The organism is Burkholderia sp. BCC0405, from assembly GCF_902833075.1.
Lineage (GTDB): Bacteria > Pseudomonadota > Gammaproteobacteria > Burkholderiales > Burkholderiaceae > Burkholderia.
Genome location: NZ_CADFEO010000015.1, coordinates 112,572 through 137,471 on the forward strand (window position 1 = coordinate 112,572; position 24,900 = coordinate 137,471).

Below are 24,900 nucleotides of genomic sequence, written 5' to 3' on the forward strand. Positions count from 1 at the left end.
CCGTCGTCCTTATTGGGTTTCCAGTTCGCCGAGCAGCGCATCGATCGCGCTCGCCGCGTCGGTTTCGCCGCGCGCCGCGCAGGCCGCGTCGATCGCCTCCGCGCAGCGCGCCAGCGTGCGCGTGTCGAACAGCGTGCGCAGCGGCAATGCGAGCCCCCAGTGCAGGTTCGCCTGCGCGTGGGCCTGCGTCGCGAGCAGCGAATGGCCGCCGAGCAGGAAGAAATCGCCGTCACGGCCGATCGCCTCCACGTGCAGCACGCGTTGCCAGATCCCGGCGAGCGCGCGTTCCGTGTCGGTCGCGAGCGCGACGTCGGCTGCCGCTTCGCGCGCCGGCGCGGGCAGCGCATGGCGATCGCATTTGCCGTTCGGCGTGACGGGCAGCGCGTCGAGTTCGATCAGTCGCGACGGCACCATGTAGGCCGGCAATTGCGCACGGAGCGCGTCGAGCAGCGCCACCTGGTCGAGCGGGCCCGCGTCGCCACGTGCGACATAGCCGATCAGTTGCTCGTCGCGCACGATCACGACGGCGTCGTTCACGCCGGGCGCCGCGCGCAGCAGCGCCTCGATCTCGCCCGGCTCGATCCGCTGGCCGCGCAGTTTGACCTGCGTATCGACGCGGCCAAGGTAGTCGAGCGCACCGTCGGCACGCCGTCGGGCGAGGTCACCGGTGCGGTACATGCGCGCGCCCGGCACGAACGGATCGGGCACGAAACGCTCGGCGGTCAGCGCCGGACGGCCGAGATAGCCGCGCGCGAGGCCCGCGCCCGCGAGATACAGTTCGCCGGTCGCGCCGGCCGGCACCGGCTGCCACGCCGCATCGAGCACGTGCAGTTGCAGGTTCGCGATCGGATGGCCGATCGGCACCGCGGCAGCCTCCGCATCGTCGGGGCCGCAGGTCCAGTGCGACACGTCGATCGCGGCTTCGGTCGGCCCGTACAGGTTCACGAGCGTCGCGTTCGGCAGCAGCCGCGCCGTCTTCGCGACGAGTTCAGGCGCGAGCGCCTCGCCGCTTGCAACGATCAGGCGCACGCTGTCGCACTGCGCGGCGGCCGAGAAATCGTCGAGATACGCGGCGAACGCGGCCAGCATCGACGGCACGAAGTGCAACACCGTCACGCCGTGTGCGTGGATCGCGGCGGCCAGGCGCGCCGGATCGCGATGGTCGCCGGGCGCGGCGATCGCGAGCTTCGCGCCGATCGCCAGCGGCCACACGAATTCCCACACCGATACGTCGAAGCCGAACGGCGTCTTGTGCAGCACGACGTCGTCGCGTGTCAGCCGGTAAGCGTGCTGCATCCACGCGATCCGGTTCGCGAGCGCGCCGTGCGTGTTGCCGGCGCCCTTCGGCTTGCCGGTCGAACCGGACGTGTAGATCAGGTACGCGAGCTGCGCGTCGTCGATCGCCGCGGTCGCGCCGGCGGCGTCGTGTCCGGCTTCATTGGCGGTTTCATCGGCGAGCAGGTCGGCAACCGTCAGCAACTGCGTGCCCGCACCGTCACCGAGCGCCGCTTCGACTGGCTCGCGCAGATGAGCCTGGGTGATCGCGACGGCCGGCCGCGCGTCGCGCAGCAGGTACGCGATGCGCTCGGGCGGATAGTCGGGATCGACCGGCAAGTAAGCCGCGCCGGACTTCAGCACGCCAACCAGCGCCATCACCATGTCGAACGAACGCTCGACGCACAGAGCGACCGGCGTGTCGGGCTGCACGCCGCGCCGGCGCAATGCGGCCGCGATGCGCGACGTGCTGGCGTCGAGTTCGCGATAGGTCGCGCGATGCACGCCGCCGTGAACGTCCGCGTATTCGAGCGCGATCGCGTCGGGCGTCGCCCGCGCCGCATCGGCGAATTGCAGATGCAGCGGCTGGCGTTGCGCGTCCGGCCAGGCGTGCGCGGTGTTGCGCGCACGGACCAGCGCGTCGCGAGTCGCTTCGTCGGCGATCGACAGCGTGCCGAGCAGCGCATCCGGCGTGCGGGCCAGCGCATCGAGCGCGCATGCAAACGCGCGGTGCCAGGTTTCAACCTGCCGCGCATCGACGCGCGCGGTGTCGTAGCCGTAGTCGATCGTCAGCTCGGCGCCGCTCTCGATCACGAGCGTCAGGGCGAAATCGGTGGCTTCGATGCTGCGCACGCCGCTCAACGCCAGCGCACGCGGATCGGCGTCGCGCGCGGTGTCGTCCACCGGGTAGTTCTCGAACACGACCAGCGTGTCGAACAGGGCGCCACCCGCGCCGCGCGCCCAGCGCTGGATGTCGGCGAGCGGCGCGTGCGCGTGCTCGGCGGCAGCCGCGTTCTCGCGTTGCAGCGTTTGCAGCCAGCCGGCCGCGCGTTGTTGCGGCGCCGGCGCGGTGATCACCGGCAGCGTGTTGATGAACAGGCCGAGCACCGAATCGACGTCCGCGAGTGCATCGGGGCGGCCCGCGACGGTCGCGCCGAACGCGACGGCCGGCTGGTGCGTCATCCGCTGCAGGGCGAGCGCCCAGGCGCCCTGCACCAGCGTGTTGACGGTCAGCTTCAATGCGCGTGCGGTTTGCGCGACACGCGTCGTCGCGCCGGCGTCGAGCGTTGCGCGCCACGTGAGCATTTCGGCATCCGCACGGTCGGCCGTGCGTGCCGCGATCAGCGTCGGTGCGTCGAGTCGTGCGAGGCGTTCCGTCCAGAAGCGCTCGTCGGCGTCGCGGTCGCGCGTGCCGAGCCAGGCGATGAAGTCGCGATAACGCAGCGCCGGGCGGCTTGCGAACGGCGACACGGCATCCGGGTCGCGATAGTCGCGCAGCACGTCGGCGAGCAGGCGCGCCGTGCTCCAGCCGTCGAGCAGCACGTGATGACGCGTCCACACGACGCGCCATGCGTCGTCGGTCACGCGGATCAGCGTGAGCCGCATCAGCGGCGGCTCGCGCCAGTCGAAACCGCGGGCGCGATCGGCCGCGAGCCACGCGTCGAACTCGGCCTCGAGCGTGTCGCCGCGGGTGCGCCAGTCGAGCCGTTCGACCGGCATCCGCGCATGGCGATGCACGCACTGCAGCGGCGCGGCTTCGTCCGGCATCACGCTCGTGCGCAGGATGTCGTGGCGGGCGATCGACGCGTCGAATGCGGCCGCGAGCCGGTCGGCGTCAAGTGCGGTCGCGGTCGCGACGAGCTGGTTCACATAGCTGGCGTGACCGGGCGCGAACAGCGCATGGAACAGGATGCCCTGCTGCATCGGCGACAACGGATACACGTCGTCGATCGTGCGCCAGTCGAGCGGCGTGCGCTCGATCGCGGCCTGCGTGAGACCGGCGGACTGCGCGAGCGGGAAATCGCCCGGCGTCGCGCCGCCGCCGCGATGCGCCACGCGCGATGCGCACGTGTCGACGAGTTCGCGCAGCGCCGCCGCGAAGCGTTCGGCGAATGCGTCGATCGTCGCGCGTTCGAATTGCGGTGCGCCGTAGACCCAGTGCACTTTCAGCGTGCGCGCGCCGTCACGATCCGTATCGAGGTACGCGTGGATCGCGAGCGTATTGCCGAGCGGCCCCTGGGGATCGCGCTCGACGCCGGCGCCGCCGAAGCGCGGCACGAGCACGGCATCGCGCGGCGCGTCGAACTGGCCGAGATAGTTGAACGTGACGCGCGGGCGCGGCACGGCGGCCAGCGCCGCACGCGTCGCCGCATCGCCGTAGTGCGCGAGCACGCCGAAACCGAGACCCTTGTGCGGCACCGCGCGCAGCACGTCCTTGACCGCGCACAGCGTGTCACGCGCCGTGGCCGCGACCGGCAGCGTCACCGGGTAATGGCTCGTCAGCCAGCCGATCGTGCGGCTGGCGTCCGCGTCGTCGAACAGTGCCTCGCGGCCATGCCCTTCCAGTTCGACACGGCACGACGCGGCACCGCTCACGCCGGCCAGCGCCAGTGCGAGCGCCGCGCCCAGCAGGTCGATCGTCTGCGTGCGATAGGCCGCATGCGCATCGGTCAGCGCCGCGCGAGTCAATGCCGCGTCGATCGTCTGCACGACGACGGCCGCATCGGCGTTCGTTGCCGCCGCGTCGGGATGATCGGGCACGATGTCGTCGCCCTGCGCCATGCCGGCCCAGTACGCGGCCTCGGCCGCGAACGGCGAGGCCGGTTCCATTGCCGCACGTGCGAGCCGAGCCGCCCATGCATCCGCGCGCAGGCCCGGCTGCGACAGCTTGACCGGCGCGCGTTCGCAAGCGGCGCGGTACGCCGTGTCGAGGTCGTCGAGCAGGATGCGCCACGACACGCCATCGACGATCGCATGGTGAATCGCGAGATGGAGCTGCGTGGAGCCGTCCGGCAAGCGTGCCGCGCACGCGCAGGCAAGCGGCCCGCGGCCGAGGTCGAGGCGACGCTGCAGCGCGTCGAAGCGCTGCAGCGCGTCGCCTTCGTCGCGGGCGGAGACTTCGGCGAACGGCAGCGCGTCGTACGGCTTCGCCGCCTCGCTGGCGTGCCACGTCCCGTCGGCGCCCCCCGCGAAACGCTGGCGGAATGCGTCGTGATGCGTCAGCAACGATGCGAAGGCGCGCGCGAAGGCGTCGGCGTCGAACGGCCCGCGCACATCGAACGCAACCGACTGGTTCCAGTGGCCCGGATGCGGGATATCGAGCGCGAAGAAGCGCTGCTGCGCGGGCGTCAGGACCTGCGCAGCCGCCGGCACGCCAGCCGCGGCCGCAGGTTGTGCGGCGGCAGCGGCCGCCACGTCCTCCGTCTTCGCAATGCGTGCGAGTTCGGCAACCGTCGGGCCGTCGAACAGCTGCTTCGGCGTGAATCGCACGCCGCGCTTGCGCGCACGGGCGATCACCTGCAGCACGAGAATCGAATCGCCGCCGAGCTCGAAGAAGTTGTCGCCGCGGCCGACCTTCGGCGCCTTCAGCACGGCCTGCCAGACTTCCGCGAGCACCGTTTCGACCGCGCCCTGCGGCGCATCGCCGGATGCCGTCGCGACCGGCGCGGCCGCCCGTTCACGCAACGCGGCGCGATCGATCTTGCCGTTCGCGGTGACCGGCAGGCGCGCGAGCGCGACGAACTGCGCGGGCACCATATAGTCGGGCAGCTTCGCGGCAAGCGCTTCGCGCAACGCAGTCTCGTCGAAGGTCGCACCGTCGCGCATCACGACGAACGTCGCGAGCCGCAAGCGGCCGTCGTGTTCGATCGCGAGGGTGTCGGCCTGCGCGACCTGGCCGGCCGCGCGCACGGCCGCACTCACCTCGCCCGGCTCGACGCGATAGCCGCGAATCTTCACCTGATCGTCGATACGGCCGAGGAACGCGAGGCGGCCGTCCGCGCGCAGGCGCACGCGGTCGCCGGTGCGATACAGCCGCGCGCCGGGCGTGAACGGATCGGGTACGAAGCGCTCGGCGGTCTGCGCCGGGCGTCCGAGGTAGCCGCGCGCGACGCCCGGCCCGCCCAGATACAGTTCGCCCGTCGCGCCGGCCGGCACGCACGCGCCGAATGCGTCGAGCACCAGCGCGCGCGCATTCGGCAGCGGCAGGCCGAGCGGCACGCCGCTCGCGGGATCGCGCGCATCGGCGGCGATCGACGCCGTGTCGCAGGCGATCGCGCCGACCGTCGCTTCAGTCGGCCCGTAGTGGTTGATCACGCGGCAGGCTGGCGCAAGCGCGGCCAGGCGCGCGACGAGCGCCCACGTGAGCGTTTCGCCGCCGGTCACGAGCGCGTGGCGCGGCAGCACGTCGGCCGGCACGCGCGCATCGAGCAGCGCCTGCAGGTGGCTCGGCACGATCTTCAGCACGCCGACTTCGCGGCGGCGCATTTCATCGGCGAACAGGTCGGGATCGAACGCGCACGCGGCCGGCAGCAGGTGCAGCGTGCGGCCCGCGCACAGCGCGCCGAACAGCGTCGTGTGGCCGAGGTCGGCCGCGACGGTCGACACCATCGCGAACGACGCGTCCGGTGCGAACGCGAGTTCGTCGAGCATCCCCTGCACGTAGTCGGCGAGTGCGCCGTGCGACACGACGACGCCCTTCGGCGTGCCGGTCGAGCCCGACGTATAGATCAGGTATGCCCCCTGCTCCGGATGCGGCGCGAGGCGCACGCCGGCTGCATGCGCGAGCGTGGCGTCCTGCGCGAGCGTATCGACGTCGAGCGGCTGTGCGTCGATGCCGGCCGGCCAGGCGGCCGGCTCCGCGACGAGCGCCCAGCGCGCGCCGCAGTCGGCTGCCGCCGCGGCCAGTCGCGCGGCGGGCTGGGCGGGATCGAGCAACACGGCCAATGCGCCGGCCTTCAGCGCGCCGAGCAAACCGACGACGAAGCGCGCCGACCGTTCGATGCAGACGATGACGGCCGCTTCGGCGGCCACGCCGCGCTGGGTCAGCGCGCGTGCGATGCGGTTCGATGCGTCGTCGAGTTCGGCGAACGTCAGCGATGCCGACGCGTCGGCGAGCGCGACGCGATGCGGGTACGCGGCCGCCTGCCGCGCGAACGCGGCGACGATGTCCGCATGTTCGACGCGCAGCGCACGGCCGTCGCGCGGCTGGCGCGAAGCCGCCGATGCATCACACGGCAGGACGGCCGTCGTTTGGTGCGGATCGCGCGCGGCCGCACCCACGAGCGCGGCATAGCTGTCGAGCCATGCGCGCGCGGTGTCGCCGTCGATGCAGTCGGTCGCATACGCCGCGACCAGTTCGATGCCATCTGCATCGTCGGTGAAATCCACGGCGAAGTCGAAGCGTGCGGCGAGGTCAGGCCCCGGCGTCGCGACGGCCGTCGCGCCCGGCAGCACGCTGTCGTGCCGCGCGTCGAACTGCTGCGCGAATTTCACGCGCAGCCATTCGTCGCCGCGCTTGACCGGCGGCTTCACCGCATCGACGACGCGCTCGAACGGCACGTCCTGATGCGCGACCGCGTCGAGCGCCGCCGTGCGCGTCGCATCGACGAGCGTGCGGAACGGCAGCGTCGGCGCCACGCGTACGCGCAGCGCGACCGTATTCAGGAACAGGCCGAGCAGCGCGCGCGTTTCCGGGCGCTGGCGATGCGCGACCGGCACCGCGACGACGACATCCGTTGCGCCGGTCAGGCGCGACAGCCACGCGTCGAGCGCGGCCAGCAGCACCGTGAAGGGGGTGGCCTGCGCGTCGCGCGCGAGTTGCCGCACGTCGGCCGCGACCGCGTCGGGCAGCCGCACCGACACGCGTGCGCCTTGCAGCGTGCGTACCGCCCCCGGCTGACGATCGACCGGCAGCGCGAGCGGGCCCGGCGCGGCGCGCAACGCATCGCGCCAGTAGTCGAGCTGACGCTCCCCCTCGCCGCTGGCCAGCATGTCGCGTTGCCAGTCCGCATAGTCGGCGTACTGGATCGGCAGTTCGGGCAGCGACGGTTCGCGGCCTTCGGCGTACGCACGATAGGCGGCCGACAGCTCGTCAAACGCGCAGCGCGAGCTCCAGCCGTCGGTGATCGCGTGATGGGCGGTCAGCAACAGGCGGTGACGGTTGTCGGCGAGTGCGACCAGCGTCGCGCGCAGCAGCGGGCCGCGTGCGAGGTCGAACGGTTCAGCCGCATCGCGCTCGGCGAGACGCGCGGCTTGCGCGTCGCGTGCGGCGGGCGGCTGGTCGCGCAGGTCGACGTCGACGATCGGCACGTGCAGATGCGCATGAATCCGCTGCATCACGATGCCGTCGTCGTTGTCGACGAGCGTCGTGCGCCAGGCTTCGTGGCGCTCGATCACGTGATCGAGCGCGCGCTGCAACGCAGTGCGATCGAGCATGCCGTCAATCGTCCAGTGCGCGGCGATGTGATACGCGGCGCTTGCGTCACGTGTCTGCGCGAGCACCCAGAAGCGTTGCTGCGCGAGCGACGCGGCGCGGTCGACGTGCGGCGCGTCCGATCCGGCCGCTTCGGCCGGCGCGCGGCGCGCGGAAATGGTGGCCGGCGGTTCGCCGGTTTCGCGTTCCGCACGATCGACCGCTTCGGCCAGTTCGAAGAGCGCCGGATCGGCGAACAGCGTATCGAGCCGCAGGTTCACGCGTACGGCCGCACGGATCGCGGCCTGCAACTGCATCGCGGCGAGCGAATCGGCGCCCAGCGCGAAGAACCGGTCGTCACGCGACGGCGTGACGTCAAGGCCGAGCAACGTCTGCCAGAGGCCGGCGAGCTGCCGTTCGGTCGGCGTGCGCGGCGTGTCGCCGCTGTCTTGTGCGGTGTCGCGCGCCGCGGCAATCTTCTCGCGCAGCGCGGCGCGGTCGATCTTGCCGTTCAGCGTATACGGCAGCGCATCGCAACGCACGAACCGGTGCGGCTGCCAGGCGGCCGGCAGTTGCGCGGCCACGTGTGCTTTCAGCGCCGCATCGTCGGCCGCCGCGCGCAACGCGACGCACGCGATCAGCCGCGTCGGCCCGTTGCCGTTTTCGGCGACCACGGCCGCGTCGGCCACGGCCGGATGCGAGCGCAGGCATGCGGCGATTTCAGCGGGCTCGACACGCACGCCGCGCACCTGGACCTGATCGTCGAGGCGGCCGAGATAGTCGAATGCGCCGTCTTCGCGCAGTCGCGCGAGATCGCCGGTGCGGTATACGCGCGCACCGGGTTCGCCGTCGGCATCGGGAATGAAGCGTTCGGCCGTCAGCGCCGGACGGCCGTGATAGCCGCGCGCGACGCACACGCCGCCCAGCAGCAGTTCGCCCACGCCGTCGCCTTCGCCGCCGTCGATACGCGCGACGCGCGGCCCGATCGCGCGGCCGATCGGCAACGCCGCATACGCGTCGGTGGCGGCCAGCACGGGCGTCTCGCCCGGCTCGACCGGCCACAGCATCGGCGAAATGACGGCCTCCGTCGGCCCGTAGCCGTTGATCAGGCGTACCGACGGGAACGTGCCGCGCACGAATTCGAATGCCTGCTGCGGCAGCGCTTCGCCGCCGAACGCGAGCACGCGCAGTGCCGGCGGCACGCCGTCGCGTGCGGCCACCGCCGCGAATTCGCGCAGGTACGCAGGCGGGAACGCGGCGACGTTGACCGATTCGTTAACCATCAACGCATGCGCGGCATCCGGCGCGAACGGCTGCGGCGGCGCCACGACGATGCTGGCGCCGGCTGCGAGCGGCGCCAGCCAGCATTCGTGCGCGGCGTCGAAATTGACCGACGCGAAATGCAGCAGGCGGTCGCCGGCCTCGATCGGCAGCGCGGCCGCGAGCGCGTCGCAGTGCGCGGCGAGCGGCCCGTGTTCGACGACGACCGCCTTCGGCGTGCCGGTCGAACCCGACGTATAAATCATGTAGGCGGCCGAACGCGGGTGGACGGGCACGGCCTCGTCATCGGCGTAAATGTCCTGCTCATCCGCCGCTTCCGCTTTCGCTGCCGCGTCAAACGCGTGCTCGAACGGCTGACCGAGCGCCGCACGGCCAGCGGCATCGACGATCCCGTGGCGCAACTGCGCATCCTGGACGATCCAGTCGAGGCGCGCGGCCGGATGACGCGGGTCGAGCGGCACGAACACGCCGCCCGCCTTCAGCACGGCCAGCAGCGCGACGAACAATTCGCACGAACGCTCGACGCACACGCCCACCCGCACTTCCGCGCCGACGCCGGCCGCGCGCAGTTGCCGGGCCAGCCGCGATGCCCGCGCGTCGAGCGCGCCGCGCGACAGGCGCAAGTCATTCTGGAAAGGGACCGCGATGGCGGGTGCATCGGGCGCGAGGCGCGCCAGTTCGCGGATTCGGTGATGCAGCGCAGTCGGGAAACTCGTCATGTGCGTGAAGTCCTTCGGTCCGGCCGCTTCGGCCAAGTCTCGGGGCCGCTTGGGGCGGCTTCACTGGTGTGACGAACGGCGCGGCCGATTTTTTACCGTTTTGTGCTCAAAGCCCGCGCGAAGGCTTTTTTTGAACACGCCGGTAAATATTCGCGCGGCCCGTTCGTCTATCAGGGAGGAACGCCGGAACGGGGCCCCGCCTCGCCGGCCGCTTTCACGTCCGTTTTGCCGTTTCCGCGTTTTTGCTTGCCTTCCCTTTACCGACGTTGCCGATGACTGCCGCCCACGAGCCTTCTTCCCCGCCGCCCCTCGACGCTTCCCCCGGCCGCCCCGCGGCGCGCCTGATCCTTGCGCTGTTGCGCGAAAGCCGTGCGTCGCTCGCGCTGGCGCTCACCGCGTGCGTGCTGAACGGCGTCGCGAGCGTGCTGCTCGTCGCGACGCTGAACCGCGCGCTCTCGCAGCCGGGCGCGGCCGACGCGTCGCTCGCGTGGCGCTTCGCGCTGTGCGCGGTGATCGCGCTCGTCACGCGAATCGTGTCGGGCACGCTGTTTGCCCGCCTGTCGCAGGACACGATGGCGCGGCTGCGCGTGCATCTCGCGCGGCGCGTCGGCGCGGCCGAACTGCGCGACATCGAGCGGATCGGCGCGGCGCCCGTGCAGTCGGTGCTGACCGACGACGCCACCAACGTGTCGATGCTGTTCTTCGCGCTGCCGAACCTGGTCATGCACGGCTCGATCGTGTTCGGCTGCCTCGGCTATCTCGCGTGGCTGTCGTGGCCCGTGTGCCTGCTGGCGCTGGCCGCGATCATTGCCGGCTCGCTCGGCTATCACACGGGCGACCGCCGCGCGATCGCGTCGCTCGAAGCGGCCGGCCAGGCGCAGGACCGCCTGTTCGGCTATCTCGGCTCGCTGTTTTCCGGCGCGAAGGAGCTGAAGCTGCACGACGAACGCGCACGCCAGTTCGTCGACGGCCAGCTCGGCGCCGCGATCGGCGAAGTACGCGACCACCGCCGCCGCGCGTTCAGCGCATATGCGGTCGGCGTCGGCTGGATCATCTTCCTGTTCTATGTGTTCCTCGGCATCGCGTCGTTCTGGCCGCAACTCGGCGTGCATGCCGATCCGGCCGCGGCCGCCGGCTACGTCGTCGTGTTCCTGTTCATGCTGGTGCCGCTCGACGGACTCCTGAACAACCTGCCGACCGTCAACGCGGCCCGCGTGTCGCTCACGCGGATCGAAGGCGTGATGGCCGAATTCGGCGCGCTGCGCACGGTACCGCCCGCGTCCGACGCGCCGGACGTGCCGCCGGCCGGCTCCGTGACGCTGCGCGGCGTCACGCATGCGTACTTCCACGAGCGCGACGAACGGATGTTCAGCATCGGGCCGATCAACCTGACGATCCAGCCGGGCGAGCTTGTGTTCATCGTCGGCGGCAACGGCAGCGGCAAGACGACGCTCGCGAAGGTGCTGACGGGGCTCTACGAACCGGAAGAAGGCACGATCGAGGTCGACGGCCGCGCGATCGGCTGGCGCGAGCGCGCCGCGTACCGGCAACGCTTCAGCGCGGTGTTCAACGATTTCCACCTGTTCGATGCGCTGCTCGGCATCGTCGATCCCGACGATCCGTCCCGTGCGCAGGCCGATGCGCGCGCGAACGCGCTCGTCGCGAAACTCGCGCTCGACCACAAGGTGAAGGTGGTCGACGGCGCGTTCTCGACCCGCGCGCTGTCGACCGGGCAGCGCAAGCGGCTCGCGCTCGTCGTCGCGTACCTGGAGGACCGGCCGTTCTACCTGTTCGACGAATGGGCGGCCGACCAGGACCCGTCGTTCAAGGCCGTGTTCTACGAGCAACTGCTGCCCGAGCTGCGCGCGCGCGGCAAGGCCGTGATCGTGATCACGCACGACGACCGCTACTTCGATCTCGCCGACCGCCTGCTGAAACTCGACAATGGGCGCATCGTCAGCGACACGACGCCGGCGCGCTCGCGCGCGCAGGATGGCGTCGATGCGCTGAGCGCGTAACGCGGCAGTCGATCAAAAAAATCGCCGGCGCGCTGCCATGGCAGTGCGTCGGCGATTTGCGTTTCAGAAGGACAGGTTCCGGGTGTGCGGCGCGATCGTGGAAAAGCCCGGGCGGTTCACCGCGAATCAGGCCGACCGCAACGCGCTGCCCGTCGAAGCCGAAGCCGAAGCCGAAGCCGCATCATCCGCCGATCGAGCGGCGCGCACGCACGCGCTCAACGCACGGCCGGCAGCTTCAGCATCGTATCGGTCATCACGTCGGCCAGTTTCAGCGCCGACATCGGCCCGCCGAACCCCCAGATATTGCGTTCGACGAGCTCGATCCGGTGCGCCTTCATCGCGGGCACGAAGCGCCACACCGGCGAATCGAGTTTCGCGGACAGCGGCACCTCCATCCCCGATGCGGTCACGAACAGCACGGCCAGCTCGCGCTGCCTGAGCAAATCGGCCGACGTCACGTACAACGTGCCTTCCCGCGTCGGCTTGTTCGGCCACGGATCGAGGCCGAGCGCCCGTGCGAGGCCCGCCGACGTGCTGTTGCCCGTATAGGCCCAGTAGCGGTCGGGCAAGCCGAGATCCTGCAGCAGCGCGACGCGCTCGCCCGTTCTGCCCGCGGCCGCGAGCCGCGCCGCATTGCGCGCGATGCCCGCATCGAGCTGCGCATCGACCGCCTGCGCGCGCGCGTCGCGCCCCGTCACCGCACCGATCGTCCGGAAGATCCGCCGCATCCAGTCGAGCTGCGTGACCGGCACGCCGCCATCGGACACGTTCGGGCTGAACTGGAACAGGATCGTCGGTGCGATCCGGTCGAGCGCGTCGAAGATCGGCGCATGCCGGAAGCCGACGCCGATGATCAGGTCGGGCTTGACCGCCGCGATCGCTTCGAGGCCCGGCTCCTGGCGCGAGCCGATATCGGTCACGTGCGCGAGCCGGTCGCTTTGATAGCCGAGCCAGCCCGGATAGAACGCGGTATCGGCCATCCCGACCGGCACGATGTCGAGCGCGATCACGCTTTCCGCGAACATGAAGTCGAGCGCGACCACGCGCTGCGGGCGCACCGGCATCGTCGCGCTCGCCTGGGACACGACGGGATTGCCGGCCAGCGACACCGCGCCCGGCGCGCGCACGCCCTGCGCGCCCTGCACGCGATGAGCGTCGAGGGTCGCGGCAACGGCGCTGGACCGTGCGCCAAGCGCGCCGCAGCACGCGGCGCCGAGCGCCGCGAGTGCGCCGAGCGCGTGCCGGCGGCCGGCATCCGTCACCGGATCGCGTCCTGCCCGGCCAGCGCCGCGTCGTCCATCGTCAGTAGCAGGGGGCAGCTTCCACACAGTTGCGTTTCTCCAGGAATTTCATAGCGCAGGCAGCACACGCGGCGTGCGCGAAACGGCGTCGGCAGCAGCGCCGAGCGCGGCACGGCATCGCGCACCGGTACGCGCAGCGGATTCGGTTCGCCATGCATGCAGCTCGAACCGAACAGCCAGTCCGCATCCCGAACGGGATCGGCCGCGCATGGCAGCGAACGATACGTATCGAGCAGGTAGTCGAGCAGGTTGCCTGCGTTGCTCCACAGCACGCGCGGCGTGACGCGGCCCATCGCCGCGAGCGCATCGATCACGGCGCCAAGATGCGAGACGAGCCCCGCATAGCGTGCCGCCGGGGCGTCGCACGGTTCGCCGAGCGCATCGCGCGGGAAGTACAGCGCGGCGGGCATCCCGTCGTCGAGCGCGACGAACGTGCGCTCGGGCGTCATGTCGAGCGGGCGGCCGAGCGTCAGCGCGGCGACGACGCCGGCCGGCGCCGCGCGGCCGAAATAGTATTTGCTCCATTGCGACATCAGCGCGCGCGCATGCTGCGCAGGATCGCCGCCGTAATGGCCGACCATCGCGTCGAGCACGATGTCGCGGTGCGCGGGCAACGCGCTGACCGGCACGACGATGCGGCCCGGCGCGTGCGCGTCGTCGGGCATGCCGAGCCAGACGACGTCGAGGTGGTCGGCGAACGGTTCGGGCGCGAACGTCGAAAAACGCGTGGCAGGCGCGCCGTCGAGCGCGGGCGTCATCGCCCTGCGCGCCGGGCGCGGCGCCCCTCGAGGATCAGCAACCCGAGCAGGTACGGTGCGCCGATCAGCGCGGTCAGCACGCCGGCCGGCACTTCGCGCGGCGCGACGACCGTACGCGCCGCGAGATCCGCCACACCGAGGATCAGCGCGCCGCACGCGGCCGCGAGCCACAACCGCGTACGGTGCCGGCGCGCGCCGAGCATCGTCGCGACGTGCGGCGCCATCAACCCGATGAAGCCGACCGGCCCGACCGCCGCGACGGCTGCGCACGCGGCGAGCGTCGCGATCGTCAGCGCGAGCGGCCGCAGCACGGCCACCGGCAGGCCGAGCGCGGCCGCCTGATCGTCGCCGAGTAAGAGCATGTCGAGCGGTTTCGCGAGCCACGCAAACACCGGCACGGCGAGCACGCACCACGGCAGCAGCATCGACACCTCGCCCCAGCTCCGGCCATAAGTCCCGCCGACGAGCCACACGACGAAACGCGCGGGCTGCACGCTTTCCTGCGTGATCAGCCACTGCGCGAGCGTGGTCCACAGTGCGCCGATCACGATGCCCGTCAGCGCCACCGCGAGCGGCGCGTAGCGATGCCGGTGATTCAGCGCGAGCGTGATCGCGAGCGACAGTCCGCCGCCGATCAGCGCGGCAGCCGCGAGCGTCAGGTGGCCCATCAGCGGCCACGTCGACAACGCGAACAGCGTGACCAGCCCCGCGCCCTGCGTGACGCCGAGCACTTCAGGGCCTGCGAGCGGATTGCGCACGACGCTTTGCATGGCGACGCCGCTCACCGCCAGCAGCGCGCCGGCCAGAAGCGCGCACAGCAGGCGCGGCATGCGCAGGTCGATCAGCATCCGCGCGAGCGCATCGTGACCGGACAGCGCATCGGACCAGCGCCCGATCGACAGCCACTCGGGGCCGGCCGATACGCCCACCAACACGATCAGCACGCCTGCCGCGACGAACAGCGCGGTGCGCAGCGGCCAGCCGAGCCGTTCGAGCCAGCCCACGAGCCGCGTCGAGCCGCCGCCTGCCGCGCGTTCGCCATCCGCATGCAGCACGCCCGACCACGCGGCGCCGCGCCGGATCATCGCGAGCATCAGCGGCGTGCCAACGAGCGCGATCGCGACGCCGGTCGACAGCGTCACATCGAGGCCGGACGCGAGCACCGCGCTGTCGGTGACGAGCACGAGCGCGCCGCCCGCGAGCGCCGACAGCGGCACCAGCACGCCGAGCCGCGCCGCGCGCGCGCCGCGCACCTGGCGCAGCAGGTTCGGCGCGACGAGGCCGACATACGACAGCGGGCCCGCGATACTGACCGCCACGCTCGTGAACGCGACCGCAACGATCGTCGCGGCGAGCCGCGTCGCATCGACGCGCACGCCGGCCGCGGCCGCCGCATCGTCGCCGAGCGTGAGCGGATTCAGCGGCCGGATCACGAACGGCAACGCGATGAGCGGCACGACGAGCCAGCGCGCGGCGAGCCCGAGGCCCGTCGCGCCCGGCTGGTAGAGGCTGCCGTTGGTCCACAGCGCGGCGCCCGCGATGTTCTGCTCGAAGAAGGCAAGCACGAGCGTCGACAGCGCCGCGAACAGCAGCATGCACACGCTGCCCGCGAGCACGAGCCGCAACGGCGTCGCGCGCCAGCCGCCGGCCGCGACGATCGCGATTGCGGCCGCGGCCAGCCCGCAGACGAACAGCAGCGGCACCGACGCGACACCGGCCAGCGCCGGCACCAGCATCGCCGCGAGCAGGCCGAGCTGGGCGCCGCCCGTCACGCCGAGCAGGTCGGGCGACGCGAGCGGATTGCGCGTGAGCGACTGGAACAGCGCGCCCGCGATGCCGAGGCAGCCGCCCGCGACGAGCGCGGCCGCGACGCGCGGCAGGTTGAGGTCGAACAGGAACACGTGCGCGAGCGCAGCAGCATCACTGCCGGGCACGGCGTCCCGCCACACGCGCAGATCGGGGGCGACGCGCAGCGCTGCGAGCAGCGCGATCAACGTGACGAGGCCGAACGCGATCGCGCCTGCCCGGCCCGAAGCCGCGCCCTTCCCCGCCGCCGCGAGGCGCTTGCGCATCGCGAACGTCGTCATACGGCCAGATCCCGGTCGAGGACGCCGGCCGCCTGCGGCGCGCCGTCGGTGGACGGCCCGTAGGCCGGCACGCACATCGGGGCGCCCGTGCGCGGATGCGCGAGCTTCAGCATCTCGACGCCGAACGCCGCACGCAGCCGCGCCGGATCGAGCATCGCGTCGGGCGTGCCCTGCGCGACAAGGCGGCCCGCGCGCATCAGCACGATCTCGTCGCTGTACGCGGCCGCCTGGTTCAAGTCGTGCAGCACCCACACGATCGTCAGCCCGCGCGTGCGGTTCAGCGTGCGCAGCGCATCGAGGATGTCGAGCTGATGATGGATGTCGAGGTAGGTCGTCGGTTCGTCGAGCAGCACGATCGGCGCCTGCTGCGCGAGCGCCATCGCGATCCACGCCCGCTGACGCTCGCCGCCGGACAGCGCACCGACGTCGCGGTTCGCGTCGTCGGCGAGGCCGCTCGTCTCGAGCGCCTCGTCGATCGCCGCATGGTCGGCCCGCGACAGGCCGCGCAGGAAGCCGCCATACGCATAGCGCCCGTACGCGACGAGCTCGCGCACCGTGAGGCCCAACGGAATCTGGTTGAACTGCGCGAGCATCGTCAGCTCGCGCGCGAGCGCGCGACGGCGAAACGACGCAAGCGGCCGGCCGTTGACTTCGACATGGCCGGCACGGGCGGGCTGCAGGCCCGCGAGCGTGCGCAGCAGCGTGCTCTTGCCGCAGCCGTTCGGTCCGCACAGCGCGGTGACGCGGCCGGCCGCGATCGACAGGTCCAGCCCGTCGATCACGACATGGTCGCGATAGCCTACCGACAGCCCGCGCGCGGCAAGCGCGGCGGTACTACACGTCATCAATCCTCCGTTCGGTCGCGCGGGACCGTATGACTCTGCGCCATCGCGACGACGACCTTGCGCGGCCCCTCGAACGGGTCGCGCGCATGCGCGGTCAGCATGTTGTCGAGCATCAGCACGTCGCCCGTGCGCCACGGGAACACGATGCGCTGCCGGTCGAGCACGCCGCGGATCTGAGCGAGCGCATCGGCTTCGAGCGGTTCGCCGTCGCCGTAATACACGTTGCGCGGCACGTTCTCGAGCCCGACCGCGTCGACGAGCGCTTCCTGCATGTCGTCGTCGAGCGCCGACAGGTGAAACAGGTTCGCCTGGTTGAACCACACGCGCTCGCCCGTGCGCGGATGGCGCGCAACGGCCTGGCAACGTTCGCGGGTGCGCAGCAGCAGTTCGCCGTCGTCGTCCGTTCGCCACGTGCATTCGATGCCGCGCGCCGCGCACATCCGTTCGACCTCGGCCGGCTCGTCGGTGCCGAACGACTGCTGCCACGGCAAGTCGAGCCCCTGCCCGAAATTGCGCACGTACAGCAGCTCGCGCTTCTCGAAGCGCGCAACCAGCGCCGGATCGAGCGCGCGGTAAACCGCGCGGCTGTCCGCGATTGGCGTCGCACCGCCCTTCGGGGCCGCGAGCGCGCAGTGGAACCAGATCCGCAGCGGCCATTCACGCGTGTACGACTGCTCGTTGTGCAGCGGAATCGCGCGGTGCGGCGGGTATTCGGTCGACGTGTAGACCGCGCCTTCGACCTGGCTGCGCGGCGTCGACGCGTATTCATAGCCGATCAGCGGATCGCCGAACGACGCCGCGAACTGCTGGAACGCGTCGATCGACGGCACGCGAAAGCCCGTGAACAGCACGCCGCCCGCCCGTTCGAGCGTGCCGGCCGCGATCTCGCGCGCCAGCGGCGCGGCGTCGTCGATCGACATTCCGTCGCTGCCGCGCGGCGACACGACGGTGGGCAGCCCCGGCTCGATACGCAGGTCGTCGAGCGTCGGCAACGAAAGCAGGGTCATGCAACGTCCTCTTCAGGTGGCGCGCCGGAAACCCGGCGCAGCGGGTCACGACGCGCGGGTCGCGCGCTCGCCGTCCATCGCGCGGCGCAGGCTCGCGGGGCGCATGTCGGTCCAGACGGTCTCGATGTGCGCGAGGCAGTCGGCTTTCGGGCCGCTCACGCCGATCTCGCGCCAGCCGGCCGGCACGGGCCGGAACGTCGGCCAGATCGAATACTGTTCTTCGTCGTTGATGACGACCGTATAGACGAGGTCGTCGGTGTCGGCGGAAGGCGTCGTGGCTTGCGTCATGATCGGAAATCGCTGAGGCGGTTGAAGGTGGCGAAGCGGCGGTGTCGGCCGCTCCTGTCTGTTAGACGATTGGCCGGCGCGGTTTTTTACCGGCGGCGTGCGCGGCCGCCCAGGAACACCGGGCACGCGACGCCGCGATGGCACGCGTCGAGGCATTCCGCGCAGTGGCGCTCCGCGTCGCGCACCATGAAATGCACGAGCGTCTGCGACACGTTCAGCGCGCGCGCCGCCGTCTGCAGCGTCTCCTCGCGCAGCCGCACCATCTCGAAGGCGGCACGGCTGCGCGCCGGCAGGTCGTCGAGCGCGGCCCACACGCGCCGCAGCGTGTCGCGCGTCAGCAGCGCGGCTTCCGGCGTCGGCTCGGGCGACGGCACGTCGAAGCCGTCGTCCTCTTCGGTGTGATAGACGTTCTCGAGGCTTTGCCGGCGGCACGCATCGATCGACGCATTGCGCACCATCCGCGTCACGTACGCGACCGGCTGGCGCACCGCGTCCTGGTTGGGGAATTCGACGAGTTTCACGAACACGTCATGCACGACGTCCTCGGCGCGGCTCGCGCAACCGACGAAGCCGCGCGCGACATTGACGAGCATCGCGCGATGGGAGATCAGCACGTCGAGCAACGCACCCTGCGCACGGGCCGCCGCGGCACGGCGCGCACGCGGCGGCCGGTCGGGAAAATTGCCGAGGAACGGGTTGGCCGCTGCCGCCGCCGGTCGGTCGAGCACTTCCGCCATCGCCATCGATCTGCTCCGTCAAATTCCGAGATAGCGCAATTTAACGTAAACGCAAATCATTCTCAATACTATTACGAGATGACCCTTCCAGTTGTCAGGATTTGTCCGAATAATCGATGCAATCGTTGCTCGGACAGATAGGACGGGGCCGCCGGCGGCGCCGCGCCGACACGATCTTTCACGCGTCTGTCGAAACGCCTGCGCGTGTCATGTGCGGTAGCAACTTATTACCACGTGAAATTTTGAGGGCTCGTACGATCGGGTTGCCGTTTCCAAGGGAGAACGACATGAAATCCATCGTGTTATCCGCCGTCATGGCGGGCGTGGTATCGAGCGTCATGCTCACCGGCTGCGTCGCCTATCCGGCGCCGGCCGAAATCACGATCGGCTGGCATGGCGATCGTTACTGGGACGGACATCGCTACTGGGAGCGCCGCGACTGGGAGGCGCAGCATCCCGGTGACCGCCGGGACGACCGTCGCGACGATCAGCGCCCGCAGCAGCAGTGGTGATGCCCTCCCCTTCCCGTAATTCGATCTTCAACAACAGGACCTCAACATGAAAACGCTACTCAAGACCCTGACCGTCGCGGCGCTCGCCGCCGCCGTGCTCGTGCCGGCGATCGCCGAAGCGCATCCGCACCGCGTGTGTCACTTCGATCATCACCATCACAAGATTTGCCGCTGGGTGCGGTAAGCAGAGCAACGCGCCGGGAAACCGGCGCCGCTCCGTCGCGGTCCCGTCCGGTCGCGAAAATGACCGTGACGACCGCAGCAGGCTGCCGGACATCGCAGCCGCCCCGAAACCCTCCGATGCGAGGGTTTTTTGTTGCCCGCCGCCTGCGCCGGGATCAATAGATGAACAGCCGGATCGTCGCCGTCGCATCGAATCGCCCGATCTTCGGCGGCCCGAACGACTTCAGCACCGCATCCATCAGCACGCTCTGGCTCATCACGTTCGACGCGAACTGCGCCAGCGTGAACTGCTCGTTGAACGGAATCGCCTTGCCCGTGCCGTCTTCGATGCCGATGCCGAAATTGCTGTCCTTCGCGGGCACCAGCAAACCGTTCCGGACCGGATAGCTCGTTTCGAAGTACCCGTCGACGCGCACCGCGACGTTGCATTTCTTGGTCAGCGACAACGAGAACCGCTTGCGCGGCACCGCCGGCATGAAGCCGTTGCCGACCGCCTGCACCTGCCCGAAATTGACGATGCCCGGCTCGGGCGTCACGAGCACGTCGACAAAGCACGGCGTCGGCTTGAGATTGCTCAGGCCGCTCAGGCGATACTGGAAACTCGGGTTGATCGCGTTCAGCCCTTTCGCGCCGTCGAACTGGAACACCGTGTAAACGTCGCTTGGCGGCTGCACCCACGACCCGCGCTTGCGCACCACCACCTGGTAGGCGATGTCGATCGAAATCTTCGGGCACCGGCCGGCGTTCAGCTCCCGGTCCGTGCACGGCGGCACTGTCTTGCCCGTCGGTACGCCCGTGCCCGGCTGGCTCCCCGCACCGAAATAGTCGGTGCCCTTGTAGCGGATGCCGATCTCGAGCCCCCACCCGGCCGGGTTCTGCTTGTTCGGATTCGCATAGAACGAGATCGGGTCGGAAATGTCGATGTTGCCCTTGCCGCCCAGATCCTTGAAGCAATAGCCCGTCGTATTGCGAACCGGCGACACCCAGATCACGTACCCGTCGGGCGCGTCGGTCGGATAGGACGCGACGCCGCCGATCGGCTCCGTCATCGATGTCGCGCCGCCGCTGGTCACGCAGCGCACCGCGAACGCCGGCTGCACGACGGCGACCAGCACGGCCAGCATCGCCCAGCGCAACCACGCCGTCATCGTTGGCGCGCCCTTTCGCATGCCCCCGCTCATTGCTTCACGCTCTTGCACGCACCGGCCTCACACGCATACTCCACCGCCACCTGGCCGCCGTAGTCGTCCACATGCGTGACGAACAGCGTCGACGGCGTCGCGCCCTTGAACGGCACGTCGGCCGTGCTCATCGGGCTCACCATCACCGGCTCCAGCGGCACGTGCGTCTTCTGCGCCCCCGAAGCCAGGCCGACGATCGTGATGTGATACGGCGTCGGATTGTCGAACACGAGCTTGTGCGCGGCCGGATCGACCCGCAACGTCATCGGCAGCGTCCAGTCCTCGTCGCGCGCCGGCTGCACGGCCTTCGGCCGGTAGAACAGCTTCATCTGCGTATGCAGCGCGATCTGCAGCGTGTTCGGCGTATCCGTCTTCGGCGGCACTTCGCGGATGTTCAGGTAGAACACCGATTCGCGATCGGCCGGCAATTCGGTGCCCGGCAGCTTCGCGATCCGCAGCACGTTGCGCTCGTTCGCCTCGACGCGCTGCAGCGGCGGCACGACCATCAGCGGCGACGTGATCTTGTTGCCCTTCGCGTCCTCGAGCCACGACTGCACGAGATACGGGTACGTCGTGCTCTTGTTGGTGATCGTGACGATCGCGGCCTGTTCGCCTTCGTTGAAGATCACGCGCGTGCGATCGGGCACGATCGCCGCCTGCGCGGCGCCCGCGAACAACGCGCCGGCGGTTGCGAGCACGCACCCTGCGCGCCGCGGGAAGGAAAGGGAGAAGGAATTTTTCATCGCTTGATCCGTGAATTCATCGTTCGACCCGTGCGGCCGCTGCATGCGACTCGCCGGGCGTCTGGCACGTCACCGGAATCGGCGTGCCTTCGAGTTGGAGCTGGTTCGGCAGCGTGTCGATCGTGCAGAGCGTGCGTTCGCCCGCCCGCACCGCCAGCGTGGATTTCGGCTGAACCTGGGTCAGGAACGCCGCACCGCCCTCGCCGACGATGCCGAGCTCCTTGCCGTTCGCCATGTCCTGCACCGATGCGCCGAACGGCAGCGGCTTGCCGGCGGGGTCGGTCATCGTCAGGTACAGGTTGCTGCCGCGCGCGGCGGAAAACTTCACGAAACCGATCGCGCCGTCGGTCAGCACCATGCGCTGGATCGGGTTCGTCACCTGCACTTCGAGCGGCAGCTTCTCGACGTTGACGGTCGCGTCGTACACGTTGTACGGCGAGATGCCGTCGAGCACCGCATAGCCGCGCGAATCGGTACGCGAGAGCGTGCCGGACAGCGGCACATCGGGCACGCCATCGGTCGACACCAGCAGGCGCGTGTCGCCCGCATTGCCGTTCGCGTGCGCCGACACGCCGTATTGCGTCGCGACGAACGAGCCGTCGACTTCGAGCGAGGCGGCCGCATACGCATTGGCGAGCGTCGACGCCTGCGCGGTCAGCTGATACGCGGACGAGCGCTGGCGGTAGCTCGCGTTCGCCGACGCGCGTCCGTCGGTCGCGCCCGCGTTGATCTGGTAGGTGCGGCCATCCGGATCGTCGTAGATGTAGCCCGCGTTCACGCTCGTGCTGCCGCTGCCCGTCGTCAGGTTCGACGTGACGGTGTGGCGGCCGCCGATCGGCAACGTCGCGGTGACCGAGACCTGGTTGCCGCTGGCACCGGCGCTCTGCGTGCGAAACGCCGACACGCTCACGTTCAGGTTGCGCAGCGTGCCGATCGAGAACGCGCGCGTCAGCGTGAGGCCGACGCGCTGCTCGTTCGCACGTTCCCAATAGGTCGTCTGGTCGTACGAGAAATAGGTCGATGTGTCGCCGAAACGCTTCGACAGCGTCGCCGAATAGCGCTGCTTGCTGTTGGCGAGGCCGTACGCGGTCGGGTCGCCCGAGAACTGCGCGAAGTTCGTGTATTCGCGCTCGGAGAAGCGATAACCGAAGAAGCGCACGTCGGCATCGAGCCCGTCGAAGTGCTTCGAATAGTTGATGCGGTACGAGTTGCCGTTGCGCGTCGCGCCGTTCCACCACAGCGTCGCCCGCGCATGCGTGACGTCGGCCGACAGCGCGCCGAACGCGCCGAAATCGCGGCCCAGGCCGAGCGCGATCGACGTGTAGCCCGACGCGGCGATGAAGCCGCCGTACGCCGTGACGTCGAACGGCAGGCCGTAGGCGATTTCACCGAAGCCGAAGAACGGCGTGATGCCGGCGCCGCCGAACAGGCGCGGCTTGCCGACAGCGGCCTTGTAGCGCAATTGCCCGGCGCGCGCGAGGAACGGCACGGCGGCCGTCGTCACCTGGAAGCGCTGCACGCTGCCGTCCTCTTCCTCGACCGCGACGTCGAGCGTGCCCTGCACGCTCGTATTGATGTTCTGCAGCGCGAACGCGCCCGGCGACACGCGCGTCACGTACAACACGCGGCCCGCCTGCGAGACCGTCACGGTCGCGTTGGTGCGCGCGACGCCCGAGATCAGCGGCGCATAGCCGCGCAGCGAAGGCGGCAGCATGCGGTCGTCGCTGCGGATCGACGCACCCGTCAGCGCGAACGTGTCGAAGATGTCGGAAGTCAGGTAGTCGTCGCCGAACGTCACCGTCGACTGGATCGACGGCAGCGCGCGAAAGGCATAAAGCCGGCTGAAGCGGAACGTGCGGTCCGCGTAGGCCGTATTGCCCACGTTCGATTGCGCCTGGTAGTCGCCGCGAAAGCGCCATGCATCCCAGTTCGCGCCCACCGTCCCGTAGGCCTGGATCGAATTCGTCTGGCTGCCGCCCGTACCGAAGTTGCGGTTCGTGTTCGCGATCACGCGATAGTCGAGCATCGCGCCCGGAATCCCTTCGGACCAGCGCGACGGCGGCAGGTAGGTCGTGTCGGTGAACTCGAGCGCGGCCTGCGGAATCGTGATCTTGAGCCGCCCGTCGCTTTTCAGGTAGCGCACGGTCGCGCCCTCGATCGCGCCGAGATCGACGCAACGTCCGCCCTGGAAGCGCGGCAGGTCCTTCAGGAGCGACGGCTTCAGCCCGAACTGCGCGACGAGTTCCGGCGGCAGGCACGGCTTGCCCGCCCCCGATGTGTCGACGGCGATGAATTCGATCGCCTGCAGCCCGTAGAACAGGTCGTTGACCTGCACGTCGAGCATGTACTCGCCGGGCAGCGTGAAATCCGCTTGCGAGAACTGCGACAGATCGACGTTGTTCGAGCCGTCGATGTTCAGGAACGACGAATTGAATTCCGTCGCATGGCTCTGGCTGCTGACAACCAGCACGGAGACGCAAAGGAAGGAATGTCTGATTCGCACGCGGCGCTACCGGAAGTCCAGGGAAGAGGAAAAAGGAGGAAAAACGAACGAGGAAGAGTGCGCACACCCTTCCCCGGTACGGCGGCTTACTGGTAGCGGACCGTGAAGTTCGCGACGCCTTCGGCGGTACCCGGCGTCACGCCGGCCGCGGTCGCTTCGTACATGGCGGCGAAGCGTGCGATGTTCGTGCCGTTCTGCAGCACGGTCGGCGCCTTCTGCTCGGCGCCGTTGTCGAGGTATTCGCCCGACGCGGCCTGCAGGCGGATGCCGACGTTGGTTGCCGAACCGATCGTCGCGAGCAGCTTCGGCTGGCCTGCGCTCGACGTGCCCGTGAACGTGAAGTACGCGTTCTGTGCGACGCTCGTGTCGCAATCGGTCAGCTTGATGTCGAAGTTGGTCGGCGTGGACTTGTCGCCGGCCTGCTTGAACACGTTGGTCGGCACCTTGCCGAGGTTCACGGTCTGGTTGACCGAACCCGAATCGATGCCGCATGCGCCCGCGACGATCTCGCCCGTGAAGTTGATCGTGCCGGTGCCCGCTGCGAAGGCCGAGGTCGACAGGGCCGCGAGTGCGACAGCGGTCAGGAGGGATTTTTTCATGACGTTACCCGTAAGGAGTGCAAATGGAGTAGATGACGTGGCGGACACAAACGGCAGCGCGTGGTTGGCTTCCGTCCGTCACGAGGCGGCATTATCGAGATAATTATGAAAGTTTTCTGTAAATCATTGTCAAATGCTTCTGACAATCTTCGATTTACCCCTCTAAACCAGCACCATTTCCCACCCATTTTCAATCCCGGGATTTTTATCCGCAGTCCTTTTTTATTCCATGGAAGCAATTGAAGATTAAAGACATTTTCGATCGACAGTCGCCGCCAACCCGCCCCTCCTTGCTGGCATTGGCTCCAGGCAAATCATCCGCGAAAAAGACAAAATCTTGTCCAAAGCCGCCATCGTTGCCTGACGACAACGCCAACATCAAATCATTTTCAACAAACAGGAAATTAACCGGCGATTCAATCAATATGATTTTTTCGCGCAAACGATTGCG

The 24,900-nt window shown here is 69.6% G+C and carries 16 protein-coding genes; 3 read left to right on the forward strand and 13 right to left on the reverse strand.

Translation table 11 applies throughout. From position 1 onward, the window contains the following. Positions 1 to 9: 9 nt before the first annotated feature. Complete coding sequence (locus tag HWX36_RS24025; RefSeq protein ID WP_175955389.1) at positions 10 to 9,687, reverse strand: non-ribosomal peptide synthetase; 9,678 nt, start codon at positions 9,685 to 9,687, stop codon at positions 10 to 12. Between the two features lie 272 nt (positions 9,688 to 9,959). On the opposite strand from HWX36_RS24025, the gene HWX36_RS24030 reads away from it, so the two are divergent. Next, a complete protein-coding gene (locus HWX36_RS24030; protein WP_175955391.1) occupies positions 9,960 to 11,705 on the forward strand; it encodes a cyclic peptide export ABC transporter in 1,746 nt (581 codons plus the stop codon). A 215-nt stretch (positions 11,706 to 11,920) separates the two neighbouring features. On the opposite strand, the gene HWX36_RS24035 is transcribed toward HWX36_RS24030, so the two are convergent. The 7 genes from HWX36_RS24035 to HWX36_RS24065 form a co-directional block, all read right to left on the reverse strand. Then, positions 11,921 to 12,967, reverse strand: coding sequence for an iron-siderophore ABC transporter substrate-binding protein (locus HWX36_RS24035; RefSeq protein WP_175955393.1), 1,047 nt, complete (start codon positions 12,965 to 12,967; stop codon positions 11,921 to 11,923). Further along, positions 12,964 to 13,764 carry a siderophore-iron reductase FhuF gene (gene fhuF / locus HWX36_RS24040; RefSeq protein ID WP_175955395.1) on the reverse strand — a complete coding sequence of 267 codons (801 nt, stop codon included), beginning with the start codon at positions 13,762 to 13,764 and terminating at the stop codon, positions 12,964 to 12,966. Before fhuF ends, HWX36_RS24035 begins: the two co-directional genes overlap by 4 nt. After that, positions 13,761 to 15,851, reverse strand: a complete 2,091-nt coding sequence (gene fhuB / locus HWX36_RS24045) for a Fe(3+)-hydroxamate ABC transporter permease FhuB (RefSeq protein WP_175955397.1) — start codon at positions 15,849 to 15,851, stop codon at positions 13,761 to 13,763. The genes fhuF and fhuB overlap by 4 nt, the downstream gene beginning before the upstream one ends. Further along, positions 15,848 to 16,696 carry an ABC transporter ATP-binding protein gene (locus HWX36_RS24050; RefSeq protein ID WP_175955399.1) on the reverse strand — a complete coding sequence of 283 codons (849 nt, stop codon included), beginning with the start codon at positions 16,694 to 16,696 and terminating at the stop codon, positions 15,848 to 15,850. The genes fhuB and HWX36_RS24050 overlap by 4 nt, the downstream gene beginning before the upstream one ends. After that, positions 16,696 to 17,703: a TauD/TfdA family dioxygenase gene (locus HWX36_RS24055; RefSeq protein ID WP_175955408.1), complete on the reverse strand. Its 1,008-nt coding sequence runs from the start codon at positions 17,701 to 17,703 to the stop codon at positions 16,696 to 16,698. The genes HWX36_RS24050 and HWX36_RS24055 overlap by 1 nt, the downstream gene beginning before the upstream one ends. A 45-nt stretch (positions 17,704 to 17,748) precedes the next feature. Beyond that, positions 17,749 to 17,991, reverse strand: coding sequence for an MbtH family NRPS accessory protein (locus tag HWX36_RS24060; protein ID WP_175955417.1), 243 nt, complete (start codon positions 17,989 to 17,991; stop codon positions 17,749 to 17,751). Positions 17,992 to 18,077: 86 nt separating this feature from the next. After that, on the reverse strand, positions 18,078 to 18,734 hold the full coding sequence (locus HWX36_RS24065; RefSeq protein ID WP_175955419.1) for an RNA polymerase factor sigma-70: 657 nt from the start codon (positions 18,732 to 18,734) through the stop codon (positions 18,078 to 18,080). A 281-nt stretch (positions 18,735 to 19,015) separates the two neighbouring features. On the opposite strand from HWX36_RS24065, the gene HWX36_RS24070 reads away from it, so the two are divergent. Next, positions 19,016 to 19,240 (forward strand): hypothetical protein, encoded by a 225-nt coding sequence (locus HWX36_RS24070; RefSeq protein ID WP_175955421.1) that lies wholly within the window; start codon positions 19,016 to 19,018, stop codon positions 19,238 to 19,240. A 46-nt stretch (positions 19,241 to 19,286) separates the two neighbouring features. Beyond that, positions 19,287 to 19,424, forward strand: a complete 138-nt coding sequence (locus tag HWX36_RS24075; protein ID WP_175955423.1) for an HHHH-motif protein — start codon at positions 19,287 to 19,289, stop codon at positions 19,422 to 19,424. Positions 19,425 to 19,578: 154 nt separating this feature from the next. On the opposite strand, the gene HWX36_RS24080 is transcribed toward HWX36_RS24075, so the two are convergent. The 5 genes from HWX36_RS24080 to HWX36_RS24100 form a co-directional block, all read right to left on the reverse strand. Next, positions 19,579 to 20,604 carry a fimbrial protein gene (locus tag HWX36_RS24080; RefSeq protein ID WP_244136505.1) on the reverse strand — a complete coding sequence of 342 codons (1,026 nt, stop codon included), beginning with the start codon at positions 20,602 to 20,604 and terminating at the stop codon, positions 19,579 to 19,581. Continuing rightward, positions 20,601 to 21,347, reverse strand: a complete 747-nt coding sequence (locus HWX36_RS24085) for a molecular chaperone (RefSeq protein WP_175955427.1) — start codon at positions 21,345 to 21,347, stop codon at positions 20,601 to 20,603. The genes HWX36_RS24080 and HWX36_RS24085 overlap by 4 nt, the downstream gene beginning before the upstream one ends. 16 nt (positions 21,348 to 21,363) lie before the next feature. Beyond that, positions 21,364 to 23,817 carry a fimbria/pilus outer membrane usher protein gene (locus HWX36_RS24090; RefSeq protein ID WP_175955429.1) on the reverse strand — a complete coding sequence of 818 codons (2,454 nt, stop codon included), beginning with the start codon at positions 23,815 to 23,817 and terminating at the stop codon, positions 21,364 to 21,366. A gap of 119 nt (positions 23,818 to 23,936) precedes the next feature. Continuing rightward, positions 23,937 to 24,449, reverse strand: coding sequence for a fimbrial protein (locus HWX36_RS24095; protein ID WP_069247917.1), 513 nt, complete (start codon positions 24,447 to 24,449; stop codon positions 23,937 to 23,939). Positions 24,450 to 24,654: 205 nt separating this feature from the next. Then, a complete protein-coding gene (locus HWX36_RS24100) occupies positions 24,655 to 24,891 on the reverse strand; it encodes a hypothetical protein (protein ID WP_208457822.1) in 237 nt (78 codons plus the stop codon). Positions 24,892 to 24,900: the final 9 nt, after the last annotated feature.

What these genes read in the sequence shown, in the direction of transcription:
- HWX36_RS24030 (WP_175955391.1), top strand. Translation starts at nt 9,960, where the DNA reads ATGACTGCCGCCCACGAGCCTTCTTCCCCGCCGCCCCTCGACGCTTCC.
- HWX36_RS24070 (WP_175955421.1), top strand. Translation starts at nt 19,016, where the DNA reads ATGAAATCCATCGTGTTATCCGCCGTCATGGCGGGCGTGGTATCGAGC.
- HWX36_RS24065 (WP_175955419.1), bottom strand. Translation starts at nt 18,734, where the DNA reads ATGGCGATGGCGGAAGTGCTCGACCGACCGGCGGCGGCAGCGGCCAAC.
- HWX36_RS24025 (WP_175955389.1), bottom strand. Translation starts at nt 9,687, where the DNA reads ATGACGAGTTTCCCGACTGCGCTGCATCACCGAATCCGCGAACTGGCG.
- HWX36_RS24050 (WP_175955399.1), bottom strand. Translation starts at nt 16,696, where the DNA reads ATGACGTGTAGTACCGCCGCGCTTGCCGCGCGCGGGCTGTCGGTAGGC.
- HWX36_RS24060 (WP_175955417.1), bottom strand. Translation starts at nt 17,991, where the DNA reads ATGACGCAAGCCACGACGCCTTCCGCCGACACCGACGACCTCGTCTAT.
- fhuF (WP_175955395.1), bottom strand. Translation starts at nt 13,764, where the DNA reads ATGACGCCCGCGCTCGACGGCGCGCCTGCCACGCGTTTTTCGACGTTC.
- HWX36_RS24095 (WP_069247917.1), bottom strand. Translation starts at nt 24,449, where the DNA reads ATGAAAAAATCCCTCCTGACCGCTGTCGCACTCGCGGCCCTGTCGACC.
- HWX36_RS24080 (WP_244136505.1), bottom strand. Translation starts at nt 20,604, where the DNA reads ATGAGCGGGGGCATGCGAAAGGGCGCGCCAACGATGACGGCGTGGTTG.
- HWX36_RS24075 (WP_175955423.1), top strand. Translation starts at nt 19,287, where the DNA reads ATGAAAACGCTACTCAAGACCCTGACCGTCGCGGCGCTCGCCGCCGCC.
- HWX36_RS24085 (WP_175955427.1), bottom strand. Translation starts at nt 21,347, where the DNA reads ATGAAAAATTCCTTCTCCCTTTCCTTCCCGCGGCGCGCAGGGTGCGTG.
- HWX36_RS24055 (WP_175955408.1), bottom strand. Translation starts at nt 17,703, where the DNA reads ATGACCCTGCTTTCGTTGCCGACGCTCGACGACCTGCGTATCGAGCCG.
- fhuB (WP_175955397.1), bottom strand. Translation starts at nt 15,851, where the DNA reads ATGACGACGTTCGCGATGCGCAAGCGCCTCGCGGCGGCGGGGAAGGGC.